We start from the raw sequence: 14,654 nt of genomic DNA on the forward strand, positions 1-14,654 counted from the left end.
GCATCTCTAATGTCCCGGCCAGACCGGCGCGCGCTTGTCCTGGAAGGCGCGTACACCCTCCGCCGAGTCCGCGCTGTCAAGCGCCGCCATGAGGGCCGGCAGCCGCTGGCCGCGCGCCTCGGTGGCAGTCAGGTGCCCGGTCCGGGTGACCATTTGCTTGACTGCCCGCACGGAGGTGGGGGCGCAGGCGAGGATCTGGTCCAGCCAGCGCTGCACCGCGGCGTCGAGGTCCCCTGCGGGGACCACCTCGTTGACCAGGCCCATGGACTGCATTTCGGCGGCCGGCACTTTCCGTCCGGTGAGGAGCATGCCCATCGCCTGCGTGTAGGGGATACGCCGCACCAGCTGGTGGATGCCGCCGTCGAGCGCCAAACGCCCGACGCGCGGTTCAGTCAGGCCAAAGCGCGCGGTGTCCGCGGCGACCACGATGTCCGCGCCGAGCACGATCTCCATCCCACCGCCTAGCGCATAGCCGTTGACCTTGGCGATAACCGGGATGTCCAGGCTGGTGCGCAGGCTGAGGCCGCCGAAGCCGTTCGGGTCCAGGCCGGCCCAATACTGCAGCCCGGTCTTGTCCGCAGCGGCGGTGGACATGTCCGCTCCGACGCAGAACGCCCGGGTGCCGGCGCCGGTGATGACGACGGCGCGGACGTCCGGATCTGCTTCCAGTTGCGCCCAGATCGCGTTGAGCCGTGCCTGGGCGGTGCTGTCGACGGCGTTGAGCACGTGCTGGCGGTCGATGACCACAGTGGCAACGTGGTTCTCGATGACCAAGGTGACCTGATCCACCCTGGTCTCCCCAGCTTCTGCAACGGACGTCACTTCAGCACCCCCAGCTGCTGCAGGCGTTTGATGGCGTCGGCGTCGAAACCGTTTTCCAGCAGCACCTCCACGTTGTGCTGGCCAAGCTGCGGGGCGGGCCGGCGAACCGTGGGCGGGGTGGCGGAGAGCCGGATCGGTGCGTTGAGCATCCGCACAGTTCCGACGCCGGGGTGCTCGGCCTCCACGATCATGCCGTTGGCGTGCGTTTGCGCGTCGGCGAGGGCCTGCTCCAAGGTGTGCACCGGGGCGTTCAGCAGGCCTTGGTCCTCCAGCTTTGTGGTCCAGTATTCGGTACTGTTCGTGGCGATGCGCTCGCGGAAGATCGCCTGCAGCTCCGGCTTGTGCTGGAATTGCTGCTCCAGATTGGCGAACTCGGGCCGGAGCGTGAGGTCCTCGGCCAGGCCCAGGGCTTCGGAGATCCGCGCCAGCGGGTCCGGCGTGAAACCGCCCACCATGCACACGGCGCCGTCGGTGGTTTCGAAAACGCCGCTGAGCGGCATGGCACCCCAGTTGACCTCGTAGCCGCGGTTGAGCTGCATACACGCCTCCTGCATCTGCAGGTGCAGCATGGAGTCGTACATGGTCACCTCCACCTTCTGCCCGACGCCGGCGGTTTCGCGGGTGCGCAGCGCCAGCAGAATGCCCTGCATCAGGTGCATGCCGGTGATGTAGTCACACAGCGTGGTGGGGTAGATCGAGGGCTTCTGGTCGTCCGATTCGCGGCGCCACATGACACCGGAGTAGGCCTGGGCGATCGCGTCCTGGCCGCCCTTGTGCGAGTAAGGACCGATGGGGCCAAAACCCGTTCCGGAGGCCCAGATGATGCCCGGGTTCTGTTCCTTGAGCTCCTCATAGCCAAAGCCCATCCGCTCCATCACGCCGGAGCGGAAGTTGCTGACCACCACATCGGCGTCGGAAAGCAGGCGGCGGAGCACTGCCTTGCCCTCCTCGGTGCGGGTATCGACGGAGATGCTGCGCTTGTTCCGGTTGATGGACAGGAAGATCGGGTTGTCCTGGCCGTCCTTGTCCGGGAACGAGTTGCGCGAGATGTCCCCGGCGCCGGGGCGTTCGACCTTAATTATGTCAGCGCCGTAGTCGCCGAGGAGCTGGGTGCAGGACGGGCCCATAAACACCTGGGTGAAGTCCACGATCTTGATTCCGTCCAGCGGCAAGGGCGTGCCGGCGGGCGCTGGTGCCGTCCCGGGCGCGGCTGCCGCGCCCGGCAGGTCATCGATAGCCAGGCTCATACCGCCACCACCGAATCCAGGTCCAGCGTGGCGTTCGACGACGGGACGTCGCCCGGGTCCGCGCCGTGGACGCGCATGCCCTGCTGGATTTCCGCTGCGGAGACGTCGCGGACCAGGGTGCCGTTCCGGACGGCCAGCGCGGCGGCGACGCCGACGGCCTGGCCCATGGCCATGCAGGGCGGGATCTCGCGGGACATCTTTTGCGCCTCGGGGGTCGCGGAATAGTGGCGTCCGGCCACAAGCAGCTGGTCCACTTCCTTCGGCAGCAGCGAGCGGTACGGGTAGTAGTAGTCCCGGCCGCGGGCTACGGTATCGGCAAAGTGCCGGCGGGTGGTGACGTCATCCTTGGTCATGACGTACTCGCCCTCCAGCAGGCGGGTCTGCCGAACACCCATCTGGGAGGCGACGTCGAGCATGTAGCACTTCTCGAAGCCGGGGAGGTTGGCGCGGACGTAGTCCACGGCCTCGGAGATCTTGTCCCGGGCCGCGAACTCGGCCGCGGTCATGTCCGCCGGGTCGACGCCGTCGTAGCCGGTCATGTGCGGGGCATTGCACCAGACCACGCCGTCAATCGGGGTTTTCAGCCACCACAGCTCCCAGGCGCCGCCGAGGAGGCGCTTGATGGTGCGGTTGATGGCTCGGGCTTCCTTGGGGTTGGCCTGCTCAAACGCCTCGGCGGCGTTGGTATCGACGTTGCCGAGCCGGAAGACCAAGGTGGTGAGGTAGCTGTCCTTGATGTGGCTGGCGCCGGCCCGGGACGCGACGTCGATGTCGCCGGTGGTGTCGATGACAACGTCGGCCATAAAGGCCTGCGGGCCGGACTTGGTCTCGCAGATGACACCCTTTATCACGCCGTTGTCCACAATCGGGCGGGAGAACCAGGAGTGCAGGCGCAGGTTCACGCCGGCTTCCCGGACGAGGTCGTTGGAGATCCGCTTCCAGCCGTCGGGATCAAAGGCCGCTGCGTAGCAGATGGGCTTCGGTGTGACGTGGGTGTGGAAGTCGAAGGTACCGAAGCGGCCCCACTTGTTCCACAGTTCCTCGGAGGCCTTGCGGTCCTCCGCGGGCGGGACGATGGCCAGGCCCAGCTTCTGCAGCCGTTCGACGTATTCGGAGACGATGCCCGTGACGGTGATTTCCTGGCCGTTGATCATGTCATCGAGGACCAGGACCATCCCGCCGGAGGCGAGCCCGCCGAGCGAGGAGTAGCGTTCCAGCAGGGTGACGGAGGAGCCGGCCCGGGCTGCCGTCACGGCGGCGGCGACACCTGCGGGGCCACCGCCCACCACAAGGACATCGGAGCGGGAGATCACGGGGGCGGTGAGGTCCGCCGTCGTGGTGCTGAGTTCAAGGGAAGTCATGGAATTCATGGAGGGATCCTTAGTTTCCGACGAAGATGCCGTTGGCACGGCGGGCGGCGAGGTAGAGGACGATGGACAGGACGGAGAGGACCGCGACGTACACCGGGAAGACCCAGCCGGCGCCGACGGACTGCAGCCAGACCAGGAGGAAGGACGCGGTGCCGCCGAAGAGCGCGACGCCAATGCCGTAGCCCAGCGCCACACCGGTGCCGCGGCAGTTTTTGGGCATCAGCGAGGTGCTGACCACGTTGTAGAGGGTCATGTTCAGCACCAGGACGAGGGAACCGCCGAGCAGGACCGCGGCGAACCCGCCGATGCCGGGCTGGACGTACATCAGCATGAGGAAGACGGAAGGAATGGCCAGGATCCGGGTGACGAGGAACCAGCGGGACATGGACCGGCCGTCAGCCAGCTTCCCGATGATCCAGCTGCCCACCACGAGGATCACGCCCAGGACGGTGGTGAGGGCGAAGACAGCCGTGGGATCTTCCTTGAAGTTGCTGCGGGCGGCGCTGGGCAGCCCCACGTTCCAGGCGTAGTTGTAGGCCTGGGCCGCGCCGACAACAAAAACGATCGCCAGCACGGAAAGCCAGTGTTTACGGACCCCGGTCCAGACGGCGCCGGCGGAGTTGTTGGCCAGCTCTTCCGGGTTCATGGTTTCCGGCAAGGCGCGGCGAAGGTAAAGGACAACAAAGCCAAAGGCAGCGCCGATAAAGAACGGCACCCGCCAGCCCCAGTCACCCATCACGGCCCCGCCGAGCGTGAGGCTGCAGAGGAAGCTGACCAGTGAGGCGAGCAGGATGCCGATGTTGACGTAGAAGGACATGATCCCGGCGACGTAGCCTTCACGGCCTTCCGGAGCCAGCTCCACGGCGTGCGAGGTGGAGAGCGGGGCCTCGATGCCGGTGGAGATGCCCTGCAGGACGCGGCAGATGACGAGGATGATCCCGGCCCAAGCACCGATCTCCTGGTAGCTGGGCGTGACGGCGATGACCAGGGTGGTGCCCGCCATCAGCATGATGGAGAGCAGCATCACCCGGCGCCGGCCGATCCGGTCGGCCAGGGTGCCCAGCAGCACGCCGCCGAGCGGCCGGAACGCGAACCCGACGGCGAAGACGGCGAGTGTGTTCAGGGTCGCGGAGAGGGGGTCGGTGCTTGGAAAGAAGTTCGGGCCAATGAACGCCGAGAGGAGGCCGAAGACCATCCAGTCGTACCATTCCAGGGCGTTGCCGAGGCCCAGGCTCAGCAGGCCCCTGCGGACTTCAGGGGCGAACTTCTTGGCGGCCGGGCGGGTGGTTGCCGCGACGTCGTCGTCGGGCTGCGGAGTGTTCAGCATGGGTGTTTCAAGCATGGAAGTGTCCTTACGCTTACGCCTTGGGGGCGTGGGAGGGTATGACGCATCGCCGTCCGGGGATTACGGTCGGTGGCTGCGAATGTGGCAAGGACTGTCGGCGGTCAGGGTCAGACAGCGACAGTGGGTGGGACGGTAGGGGCCGCTTGGGGTCGGCGCCGCTACCACGCGTGAGGTGCGTTAACCCAGATTGCTACGCATACCTCTTCGTAGCTGTTTTTGTACCAGTGCGGGGTGTCCGAGGCGAAAGTGATGGAATCGCCGGCCTCGAGCGAATAGCATTCCCCGTCCAGGAAAATGTCTTTCCGGCCGGAGAGGATGAGCCCGAACTCCTCGCCGCTGTGGCGGAAAGGAGTGGCGCTGGTGTCGTGGCCGGGCGGACTGACAATCCATTGGGCCTCGAGAGCGCCGTTAAGATCAGGCGTGAGCAGCTCATAGACCGCCTCGCCTACTGACTTCTTGGTGACGCCCTTCAGGTTGCGCCGATCGGCTTTGCGGACCACCGGGGACCTGGGCTTTTCCTGGCCGACAAAGAATTTCCCGACCGGGATGTCCAGGCCGTGGGCCAGTTGCGCCAGGGTGGTGAAGGACGGGTTGGCCAGGCCGCGTTCGATCTGGCTGACGATTGCCGGGCTGAGGCCCGTGATCTCCGAAAGCTTAGCGAGCGTCATGCCTTTTTCCTTGCGCATGGAGCGCACCTTGTTGCCGACGGTGGCAAGCAGTGCACTGGTAGCTACCGGGACGCTGCCCGTGGCGCTTTCGGTGGTCATTCGATGTCCTTCACTTGGTGAGCTGACTCACATAACTATAGTGAAGATTTTTAGCGGGTCAATGATTTTGCCCTAAGTAAAATGAAAATATTTACAGAAGCGAGGTTTTGCGACCCGCACCCTCCGCCGCTCGATGCATCCCGCCCGGACGCCGCCACACAGAAGCTGGTGCAGCAACTGCGCTTTTACGCAGTGGCTGCACCAGCAGGTAGAACGAATTTTCTGCTTACTATGAAACGGTACTCATTCGCGGCTCCCTTGGTCCCGGTGGTTCGTTTACCGGGTATTTGCGTCTTCGGCCAGATGCCTGGACATCAGCCAACCGGCGCCGGCCATTGCCAGGCCCAGGATCATAAAGGCCCAGGCATCGATGGCGTTCAGCGACAGGAAATTGGCCGCCGAACCCACCCCGACGATGAGCCCGTAGACGCTAAGGATGATGTACAGCAGGCCAAAGCCCATCAGGAAGTTCCGGGAACCCACGGGGTTCCGGGACATGGCCCAGCCGGTGGCGCCAATCGCGAGTTGAACGATGTTCAGCAGCATCGATACCTGGAACAGGCCCAGGAACAGGGCCGTGGATCCGGGTCCGAAGAACGCCAAGGAACTGTACTGCGTGGTGATGCCCGGGATGAATCCCAGGATGCCCACGACGATAAGGACGGTACCAACACCCATGCCGACGTTCTGGACATCTGTCCGTCCGAAGTGAACGCCGTGTGCATGTGGAGATGCGGTAGTCATTTTGTGCCTCCAACCACTGATTGCGGACACTCCAATTTTACGGCCGAGACAGGAAAAAAGCGCTGCTTCGTGTCGGTGTGGAATGCCGGATGAACCGTCGTCAGCGGGCGGAAGTGCAGTGAAGTGCGGCAGTTGCGCCTGTCGCACCGGCAGGGGGGGCGCGCGCGTGGCACCATGGAACACGATGAAACTGCGCGCTGATCAGACCGGGGAACGTGGACTTCCGATGCCGCTATGGCTGCAGGGAGCCCTCGAGTCCGCGCAGGCAGCCGTCATTTCCGCCCTGATGGTGGCCGCCCCGATTTTTGTCGTGTGGGCCACCGCGGGATTTCAGAACGGCGCCACCGACGTGCTGGCCCGCCTCTCAGGCCAGTCCTGGCTGCTTATCCACGGTGTTCCGCTACTGCTGGACACCGTTGGCATGGGCGCGACAGCCCAACCTCAGTCCGGCGTTTTGTCCCTTACCCCGCTGGGGTTGACGCTGATCCCGTTCCTGCTTGCCTGGCGCGCCGGCCGCCGGCTCGCCCGGGCCTCCTATACTGACCAGCTTTGGCAGGCGCTGCTGGGGTCCTCGCTGGTGTACGCAGGCTTTGGCCTGGCCACCGGCTTCATTTGCCGCACCGCCGACGTCGGCGTGGGCCTGTGGTCCGCCGCGCTTATCCCGTTGATCCCGTTCGGCACCGGCATGGTGGTCGGAGCCCGCCGCGAGGCCGGTTCCTGGAGCCGGCTGATCGGCGTCGACGCCGTCGCCTGGCTCTCCCGGACCAGTCAACACTCGCGCTGGGCCGGTTCCTACCTGGGCTCCGCGGTCAAAGCCGGCTTCGTGGCGCTGACAGCCAGCCTGGCGATGTGCTGCGTCCTGCTTGCCGTTACCCTGTTTATCCACTGGAACCTCGTGATCGCGGTCTACGAGGGGCTTGAGGCCGGACCCTTCGGGGGTGCCGCCCTGACCATCGCGCAGCTCGGATTCCTGCCCAACCTGGCGGTGGTCGCGCTCGCTTGGACGTCCGGGGCGGGCGTCGCCCTTGGCATCGGCTCCCAAGCGGGGGCGCTCGGCACCGCCGTCGGACCCCTGCCGTCGATCCCGGTGTTCGCGGCGCTGCCAGCCGGGACGCTGGACTATGCGGCGGCTGCGCTGGTGGTGCCGGTCCTCGCCGGCACGCTGGCCGGGTGGTGGTTCCTGCGCGAAGGCGAAAACCACTTTGACGAATGGCTCTCCATCAAGATCCACGCCCGCTGGTTCACGGCCACGGCTTCCACACTGGTGCTCGGCGCGATGGTAGGCAGCATCGCCGGGCTGCTCGGTGCCGGCCTGGCCTGGCTGGCCGGGGGATCCGCCGGGATCGGACGGCTCACCGAGATTGGTCCCGACCCGCTTCGGATGGCGGTGTTCCTGGCCGTGGAGGTCGCCGTCGGCGTCGTCATCGGCTCTGCCGCGGGACCGTGGCTGGAACGCCAGCAGACGCTGCGTGAATCGGAGCTGGAGACGGCATCCCGGTAACCGGGCGCCGTGTTTAGCGGAACTGGGGCAGCGATTTTTCCAGCTGGGTCTGGCAGATGGACGACGCGTACTGGGTGAGGGCGTGGCGGCTGCATTGCTGGTAGTCCCGGACCTGGTTGAAGAACAGCACTGAGGTCAGCAGCAGCACCACCTGGATGGCCACGACCACCAGACCGGAAATCGTCCCGAACAGCACCAGCTTGGATTCCTTGAGCCTGGCGTAGCGGACCAGCACCATAATTCCCAGTACGGCGGCAACGGCCGTGAGGAGTCCGCTGAGCCAGAGGTAGCTGATATCCAGCTGGTAGACGAAAAACGATCCCAGCACCGCCACGATAAAGCTCCGGAACAGCAGATGGGTTTTTGCCTGCGCGGCTTTGGCTGCGTCGCTGAGCGGGTGCTGGCCGCCCGGGCCGGAGGCGGAGTCGTTCGGGGGATTCATGTTTTCCAGCCTACGCGAGCGGCCCCATAAGCTAGGACCATGCGCATCGTAGTCCTCGTCTCCGGCACCGGGTCCAATCTCCAGGCCGTCATCGACGCTGTCGCGGCGGGCGATCTCGACGTCGGGATCGCCGCCGTCGGGGCGGACCGGCCCGGAACCTACGGGGTGCAGCGTGCTGCCGCCGCCGGCATCCCGACCTTCGAGGTGGACTTCAAGGCATATCCGGACCGGGCTGACTGGAACGCCGCGCTGACCGGTGCTGTCGCCGCGTATTCGCCCGACGTCGTGGTGTCCTCAGGCTTTATGCGGATTGTCAGCGCGGAGTTCATTGACTCGTTCGGCGGCAAATACCTCAACACCCACCCGGCCCTGCTGCCCTCATTCCCCGGCGCCCACGGGGTCCGCGATGCGCTCGCCTACGGCGTCAAGGTCACGGGCTGCACGGTGCACTGGGCCGACGCCGGCGTGGACACCGGGCCGATCATCGCCCAGGAAGCCGTGGCGGTCTCGGACGGCGAGACCGAGGAATCCCTGCACGAGCGGATCAAGGTCGTGGAGCGCCGGCTGCTGGTCGCCACGCTGGCCGCCCTCGCCGCCCCTCGACCCAACTAGCGCCCCCGCCCCCCAAGTAGCGCCCCCCCAACTAGCGCCCCCAACTGACTCGCAGCTAAGGCCGTTTTGGGCGCTCAAAACGGCCTTAGCTGCGAGTCAGTTGGGTTCACCCGCCATGGCTTGTGGATAACCCTCCGGCGAAGTCCTCGGCTTTGCGACGATGGGTCGATGAAGACACCCCGGCCGCTTCCGGCGCCGCTCGGACTGGCGCCCTTTACACTCCAGGAGGCACTTGATGCCGGAGCCAGCCGGCGCCGGCTCAGGCATCGCTCCCTGGATGTTCCGAGCCGCGGGATCCGGCTGCCGTCAAAACCGTCCGCCGCATTGGATCTGCAGGCTCGTCCCCTCACCCTTGTGACGCAATTCTCCGCAGCATCCCATGCGACAGCCTTTCTGATCTGGGACTTCCCGGGATTCCTGCCGGGCTCCTCTGCTCCAGGCATCCATATCTCCCGGCCGGACACGATGGCAATACCGCGGCGCAGGGGCGTGATCGGCCACGTCGGGCAGTTCTTCGACGACGAAATCACCCGGCTCGACGGCGTCCTGGTCACCACCCGGACCAGGACGTGGCTGGACTGTGCCCGAAAGATGAGCATCGACGAACTAACAGTGGTAGCGGACCATCTGCTGCGCCATCCCCGGCCTGCCTTTGAGAACCGGTCCGCGCCTTATGCCAGTCCGGAGCAACTCGCTGAGATGCTGGACCGGCACCGGGGTACGCCCGGCATCCGCAAGGCCCGGCTCGCCTTGGAGCAGGCCAGGATCGGCGCGGACTCGGGCCCGGAGACGAGGCTTCGGCTCGCACTGGGTCGCGCTGGCCTGCCGGAGCCGACACTGAACGCGGTCACGGTCCTGGGCTCCGGTATCGTACGTGAACCGGATATGGCCTATCCGGAGCACCGGGTTGCTGTGGAGTACGAGGGAGCCGTGCACTCAGCCGCGGCGCAGATCGTCCGGGACATCGCCAGGGAAGAGGATTTCAACGGCGCCGGTTGGATCCTGGTCCGAATCTCGAAACGGCACATGGAGAACGACGCACGCGCCGCCGTCGCCAAGGTGCTGACTGCCCTCGCCGGCCGCGGCTGGCAGCCCAACTGACTCGCAGCTCAGGTCGTTTTGAGCCCCCAAAACGACCTGAGCTGCGAGTCAGTTGGGAACGGGGGAACGGGGGACGGAACGGGGGACGGGGGAACGGGGAGGGAGCTAGGCGAGCTGGCGCTGCTTCGTTTCGGGAGCGAAGAACGCCATCCACAGCACACTGAGCAGCACCAACCCGCCGGCGAGGGCGAATGACGTCGCCAGACCCAGCTCCGGCCACAGGAACGCCGCGAAAATCAGCGGACCGAACCCTGCGCCGAGCCGGGAGAACGTCGAGGCCCAGCCAAAGCCCGAGCCGCGCAGTTCGGTCGGATACAGCTCGGAAACATAGGTGTAAAGCACCGGAATGGCTACCTGGACCACAAAGCCAAAGACCAGCAGCCAGAACACGGCCGCCGTCGGGATGTCCACCACAAACGCCACGATCACCAGGGTCAGCGCGGAGAGCGGTCCGGTGATTGCCAGGATCCACTTCCGTCCCACCCGTTCCACCAGCAGCGCGGCCACCACCACACCCAGGAGCCCGACGGCGGCCATGGAGGCGGTGGTGAGGAAGGCCTTGTACTCCTCGAAGCCGGCGCCGATCAGGATCCTCGGCATCCAGGTCAGCGACAGGTAGTAGACGAGCAGGATGCTGAAGAACAGGGACCACGCCGCCGTTGTGATCTTCCAGTTGTACTGCCAGAGCGCGCGCAGTTGGGTCCAGGCGCTGCCGGCGGAGAGCCGGGGCGCGTCTTGCGCCTCGGGCAGGCTGTAGGCGCGGGGCTCGGCCCCGGTCGCGGCGACGAGGTCGTCGATCACCTTGGCGGCTTCCTCCCGGCGGCCGTTGCGGATCAGGAACAGCGGGGACTCGGGGACGCTGCGGCGGACCCAGAACACCAGCAACGCCGGAAGCACCATCACCAGCATGGTCAGCCGCCAGTCCCCGTAAAGCGCCACCAGCCCGGCGGACACAAATCCGCACAACGCGGCCCCGATCGGCCACCAGCCGTCCATCGCGGTGAGGACCTTGCCGCGCTGTTTGCGGGGCGTGAATTCGCCCACCAGGGCATAGTCCACCGGGATGCAGCCGCCCAAACCGAAGCCGGCCAAAAACCGGAACACCACAAACCAAAGGAAGTCGGGGGAGAAGGCGCCGAACACCGTAAACACCGAGAAGATCAACAACGTGGCGGTGAACGCCTTTTTGCGCCCTATGGTGTCCGCGATGGTGCCCCAGACGAATGCGCCCAGGGCCATGCCGATAAGGTTCGAGGCTCCGATCCAGGCGGCCTCCCCGGGGCTCAGGGACCAGTGCTTGGACAACAGCGGAATGAGGATGCCGTTGAGCGTGACGTCCCAGGCATCGAACATAAAGCCCAGGCCGCCGATCAGAAAGATCCGGCCCTGCACACGCCAGCGCCACGGCAGTTCCTGGACCACCTGTTCGCCGCTGGGCACAGTGGTGTATGTATTCATTAAAGCCTCCTGGGAAATTCTACGTGGCCCTCCGCCGCTGCGCTGCGCTTCATAACTCCGGCGCGCGGGAAGTCCCGGCGGCCCGACACGATAAACTGTGCCCATCCCCACCACCCGCGGCCCCGCCGCGATATAAGACGGAGACTTTTGTGAGCTTCACGCCGCTTGACCGTGTATCCATCGACCGTGTCCCCATCCGCCGGGCCCTGATTTCGGTCTACGACAAGACCGGTCTGGAGGAGCTCGCGAGGGGCCTGCACGAAGCCGGCGTCAAGATTGTCTCCACCGGCTCCACCGCCAAAAAGATTGCCGCCGCAGGCATTCCGGTGCAGGAAGTCGAGGAAGTCACCGGCTCGCCGGAAATGCTCGACGGCCGCGTCAAGACCCTGCACCCGCGCGTGCACGGCGGCATCCTCGCCGACCGCCGCGTCCCGGCCCATATGGAGACGCTCGCGTCGTTGGACATCGAGCCGTTCGACCTGGTGGTGGTGAACCTCTACCCCTTCGTGGAAACCGTGAAGTCCGGCGCTGCGCAGGACGACGTCGTTGAGCAGATCGACATCGGGGGCCCGGCGATGGTGCGTTCGGCCGCGAAGAACCACGCCGCCGTCGCCATTGTGGTGGACCCCTCCTCGTACAACGACGTCGTTGCTGCCGCCGCCTCCGGCGGCTTTGACCTGAAGGCCCGGCGCCGGCTCGCCGCCAAGGCCTTCGCGCACACCGCCGCCTATGACACTGCCGTGGCCGGCTGGACTGCCAGCCAGTTCCTCGACGAGGACGGCGACGGCGTCATCGATTGGCCTGCCTACGCCGGACTGGCCCTGGAACGCTCCGAGGTGCTGCGCTACGGCGAAAATCCGCACCAGCAGGCCGCCCTCTACGTGGACAAGGCCGCCCCGGCCGGCATCGCCCAGGCCGACCAGCTGCACGGCAAGGCAATGAGCTACAACAACTTCGTCGACGCTGACGCCGCCCTGCGCGCTGCGTTCGACTTCGCTGAGCCCGCCGTTGCGGTCATCAAGCATGCCAACCCCTGCGGTGTGGCTGTGGGTTCCGCCTCCGCCGCCGACCCGATTGCGGACGCGCACGCCAAGGCGCACGCCTGCGATCCGGTCTCCGCATTTGGCGGCGTGATCGCGGCCAACCGCACCGTCACCGCCGGCATGGCGCGGACCGTCGCCGGCATCTTCACCGAGGTGGTGATTGCCCCGGGTTTCGAGGACGAAGCGGTGGAAATCCTGTCCAAGAAGAAGAATATCCGCCTCCTGGCCCTGCCCGAAGGTTACGGCCGTTACCCGACGGAGTTCCGCCAGGTTTCCGGCGGCATGCTGGTCCAGGCCACGGACAAGGTAGACGCCGAGGGTGATGACCCGGCCAACTGGACCCTCGCCGCCGGTGACGCCGCGGATCCCGGGACGCTTGCGGACCTTGCCTTCGCCTGGACCGCCTGCCGGGCTGCCAAATCCAATGCCATCCTGCTGGCACAGAACGGCGCCGCCGTGGGCATCGGTATGGGCCAGGTCAACCGGCTCGATTCCTGCAGGCTCGCCGTCGAGCGGGCCAACTCACTCGGCGTGAGCGTGGACTCCGAAGTTGAGGGCGCGGGCGGCGCCTCGAACGCCGACGCCACGGGTGCCCCGGAACGTGCCCGCGGTGCCGTGGCGGCGTCGGACGCGTTTTTCCCGTTCGCAGACGGGCTCCAGATCCTGATCGATGCCGGTGTCCGTGCAGTGGTGCAGCCCGGCGGCTCGGTTCGGGACGATGAGGTCATCGCCGCGGCCAATGCGGCCGGCATCACGATGTACTTCACCGGCGCCCGGCACTTCTTCCACTAGGGGATCGCGTTCCACTGGGGATCGCGAGCACGCTTTCTGCGGGCCCGGCTTCACCAAGAATGGACATGTCCTCCCTTTCCGGGGGACATGTCCATTCTTCGCGGCACGGGCTGGGCACAATGGGATTATGTCCAGTCCTGGGCCTGTACGGCGGGCATGTCCCGCCGGCCGGATCCATCGCCGCGTCCATCGCCGCGTCCATCGCCGCCGTCCATCCTTGCGTCCATCATCAGGCCAATCCCCCGGGTTAACCAGCAACGCGGGGCCACGGCGGCCCATCCCCGCTGCTGGAGATGGACCGCGCGTGACCCCGCGCTGGTGTGGGTGTGGCTGCTTGTCCTAGGAAGCGGCCGCGGTGTTGTACGCCTGCTGGATGACGGATCCCCAGTGCGGGCCGAACATGGTGGTGGAATTACTGCCGTAGCCGTAGCTGTTGACAGAGTTCTGGTAGCCGGTGGAGCTGGTCCCAATAAACCACGGGCCACCCGAGGAACCGCCGGTCATGTTGCAGGGAATGCCCTGGGTATTGAACTGCGGGTTGGAGGAGTCGTTGACGGCGGTGCCGCTGCAGCTCTTGAGGGACTCACCGTTGAAGGGAGCGGCCGCGGGGTAGCCGAATGCCTTGTAGGCCAGGCCGCGGGCAGCGCTGAACTTCACGCCCGAGGCACCGACGGCATCCGCAAGCTTCTGGCCGTTGAGGGTGTTCATCACCGCGAAGCCGGTGTCGTACGTCATATCGCCGCCGGAGCTCCACTGTGTCGGGGCGTAGAGGGCCTTGGCCGTCCACATGCCGTAGGGTGCGGACCCGTTGAGGTAGGCCGGGACAAACGTGAACTTGGTGGCGAAGGCACCCGGGCCCTCGTTGATGCAGTGGCCGGCCGTAGAGACGGTGCTCTTGTTCGTGGCGGAGACCGAATTGCCGGAGCACACGTAGTTAGTGCCGCCGAGCGTAAAAAAGACCTTGCCGATGTGCTTGACCGGAGTTTCGCTGGCGTTCGCCTTGGTCTGGATATCCGCCCCCTGTTTCTTCGGGGCAAGGGCCTCGATGCTACTCGGCGCTCCAGCCGCCGGGCGGTTCAGCGCGGCCTTTGACCCGGCGCCGCGCTGCACCGCTTTTTCGGCCAGCACGTCACCGGGGACGGCGTTGCGCATCCGCTCCGCCGTCCAGTACTCCGCGCCGCCCGTTTCGAGAACGGCGTGGCTGGTGACACCCGACGTTTCCGTCGGTGCGTTGCCGGATGCCGGGGCTGCGCTCGCCGCGCCCGCGGCGCTCAACGCCAACAGCGCCGCTGCCGAGATGCTGAGCAGGCTGGTGGCCAGAGTCTTGGGTGTTCTCATGGGTGTCCTAACCGGTGGAGATCGGGACGGCCGGTGGTAGCGGCCGCGGTGATGGGAACGAAACTACGGCAC

Annotated in this window: 13 protein-coding genes; 4 read left to right on the top strand and 9 right to left on the bottom strand. The window is 66.2% G+C overall.

Going from position 1 to position 14,654, the window contains the following annotated elements:
• Positions 1-6 precede the first annotated feature (6 nt).
• From QI450_RS02625 to QI450_RS02650, 6 genes are all read right to left on the bottom strand, one after another.
• Entirely contained in the window at positions 7-822 is an 816-nt protein-coding gene (locus QI450_RS02625; RefSeq protein WP_226776303.1) for an enoyl-CoA hydratase-related protein, read from the bottom strand.
• Positions 819-2,069, bottom strand: a complete 1,251-nt coding sequence (locus QI450_RS02630) for a CoA transferase (protein ID WP_226776302.1) — start codon at positions 2,067-2,069, stop codon at positions 819-821. The genes QI450_RS02625 and QI450_RS02630 overlap by 4 nt, the downstream gene beginning before the upstream one ends.
• Positions 2,066-3,439, bottom strand: a complete 1,374-nt coding sequence (locus QI450_RS02635) for an FAD-dependent oxidoreductase (RefSeq protein WP_226776301.1) — start codon at positions 3,437-3,439, stop codon at positions 2,066-2,068. Before QI450_RS02635 ends, QI450_RS02630 begins: the two co-directional genes overlap by 4 nt.
• Before the next feature lie 10 nt (positions 3,440-3,449).
• Positions 3,450-4,766, bottom strand: coding sequence for an MFS transporter (locus QI450_RS02640; protein WP_226776313.1), 1,317 nt, complete (start codon positions 4,764-4,766; stop codon positions 3,450-3,452).
• Between the two features lie 176 nt (positions 4,767-4,942).
• On the bottom strand, positions 4,943-5,551 hold the full coding sequence (locus QI450_RS02645) for a cupin domain-containing protein (protein ID WP_226776300.1): 609 nt from the start codon (positions 5,549-5,551) through the stop codon (positions 4,943-4,945).
• Between the two features lie 276 nt (positions 5,552-5,827).
• Positions 5,828-6,295 (bottom strand): DUF4383 domain-containing protein, encoded by a 468-nt coding sequence (locus tag QI450_RS02650; protein WP_226776299.1) that lies wholly within the window; start codon positions 6,293-6,295, stop codon positions 5,828-5,830.
• Positions 6,296-6,479: 184 nt separating this feature from the next.
• On the opposite strand from QI450_RS02650, the gene QI450_RS02655 reads away from it, so the two are divergent.
• Positions 6,480-7,796, top strand: coding sequence for a DUF6350 family protein (locus tag QI450_RS02655; RefSeq protein ID WP_226776298.1), 1,317 nt, complete (start codon positions 6,480-6,482; stop codon positions 7,794-7,796).
• A gap of 13 nt (positions 7,797-7,809) precedes the next feature.
• On the opposite strand, the gene QI450_RS02660 is transcribed toward QI450_RS02655, so the two are convergent.
• Positions 7,810-8,238, bottom strand: coding sequence for a hypothetical protein (locus QI450_RS02660; RefSeq protein ID WP_226776297.1), 429 nt, complete (start codon positions 8,236-8,238; stop codon positions 7,810-7,812).
• Between the two features lie 39 nt (positions 8,239-8,277).
• On the opposite strand from QI450_RS02660, the gene purN reads away from it, so the two are divergent.
• Positions 8,278-8,850, top strand: coding sequence for a phosphoribosylglycinamide formyltransferase (purN, locus tag QI450_RS02665; protein ID WP_226776296.1), 573 nt, complete (start codon positions 8,278-8,280; stop codon positions 8,848-8,850).
• A gap of 168 nt (positions 8,851-9,018) precedes the next feature.
• Positions 9,019-9,951 carry a hypothetical protein gene (locus QI450_RS02670; protein WP_226775969.1) on the top strand — a complete coding sequence of 311 codons (933 nt, stop codon included), beginning with the start codon at positions 9,019-9,021 and terminating at the stop codon, positions 9,949-9,951.
• A gap of 105 nt (positions 9,952-10,056) precedes the next feature.
• On the opposite strand, the gene QI450_RS02675 is transcribed toward QI450_RS02670, so the two are convergent.
• Complete coding sequence (locus QI450_RS02675) at positions 10,057-11,409, bottom strand: MFS transporter (protein ID WP_226774826.1); 1,353 nt, start codon at positions 11,407-11,409, stop codon at positions 10,057-10,059.
• Between the two features lie 149 nt (positions 11,410-11,558).
• On the opposite strand from QI450_RS02675, the gene purH reads away from it, so the two are divergent.
• The gene (gene purH, locus QI450_RS02680) at positions 11,559-13,244 is read left to right on the top strand and encodes a bifunctional phosphoribosylaminoimidazolecarboxamide formyltransferase/IMP cyclohydrolase (RefSeq protein WP_226774827.1); all 1,686 of its coding nucleotides are present in this window, start codon (positions 11,559-11,561) and stop codon (positions 13,242-13,244) included.
• Between the two features lie 339 nt (positions 13,245-13,583).
• Here purH and QI450_RS02685 read toward each other — a convergent pair whose 3' ends face one another.
• Positions 13,584-14,582, bottom strand: a complete 999-nt coding sequence (locus QI450_RS02685; protein ID WP_226774828.1) for a hypothetical protein — start codon at positions 14,580-14,582, stop codon at positions 13,584-13,586.
• Positions 14,583-14,654 lie beyond the last annotated feature (72 nt).

The sequence above is a fragment of the Arthrobacter sp. EM1 genome, assembly GCF_029964055.1.
In the GTDB taxonomy this organism is placed as follows: domain Bacteria; phylum Actinomycetota; class Actinomycetes; order Actinomycetales; family Micrococcaceae; genus Arthrobacter.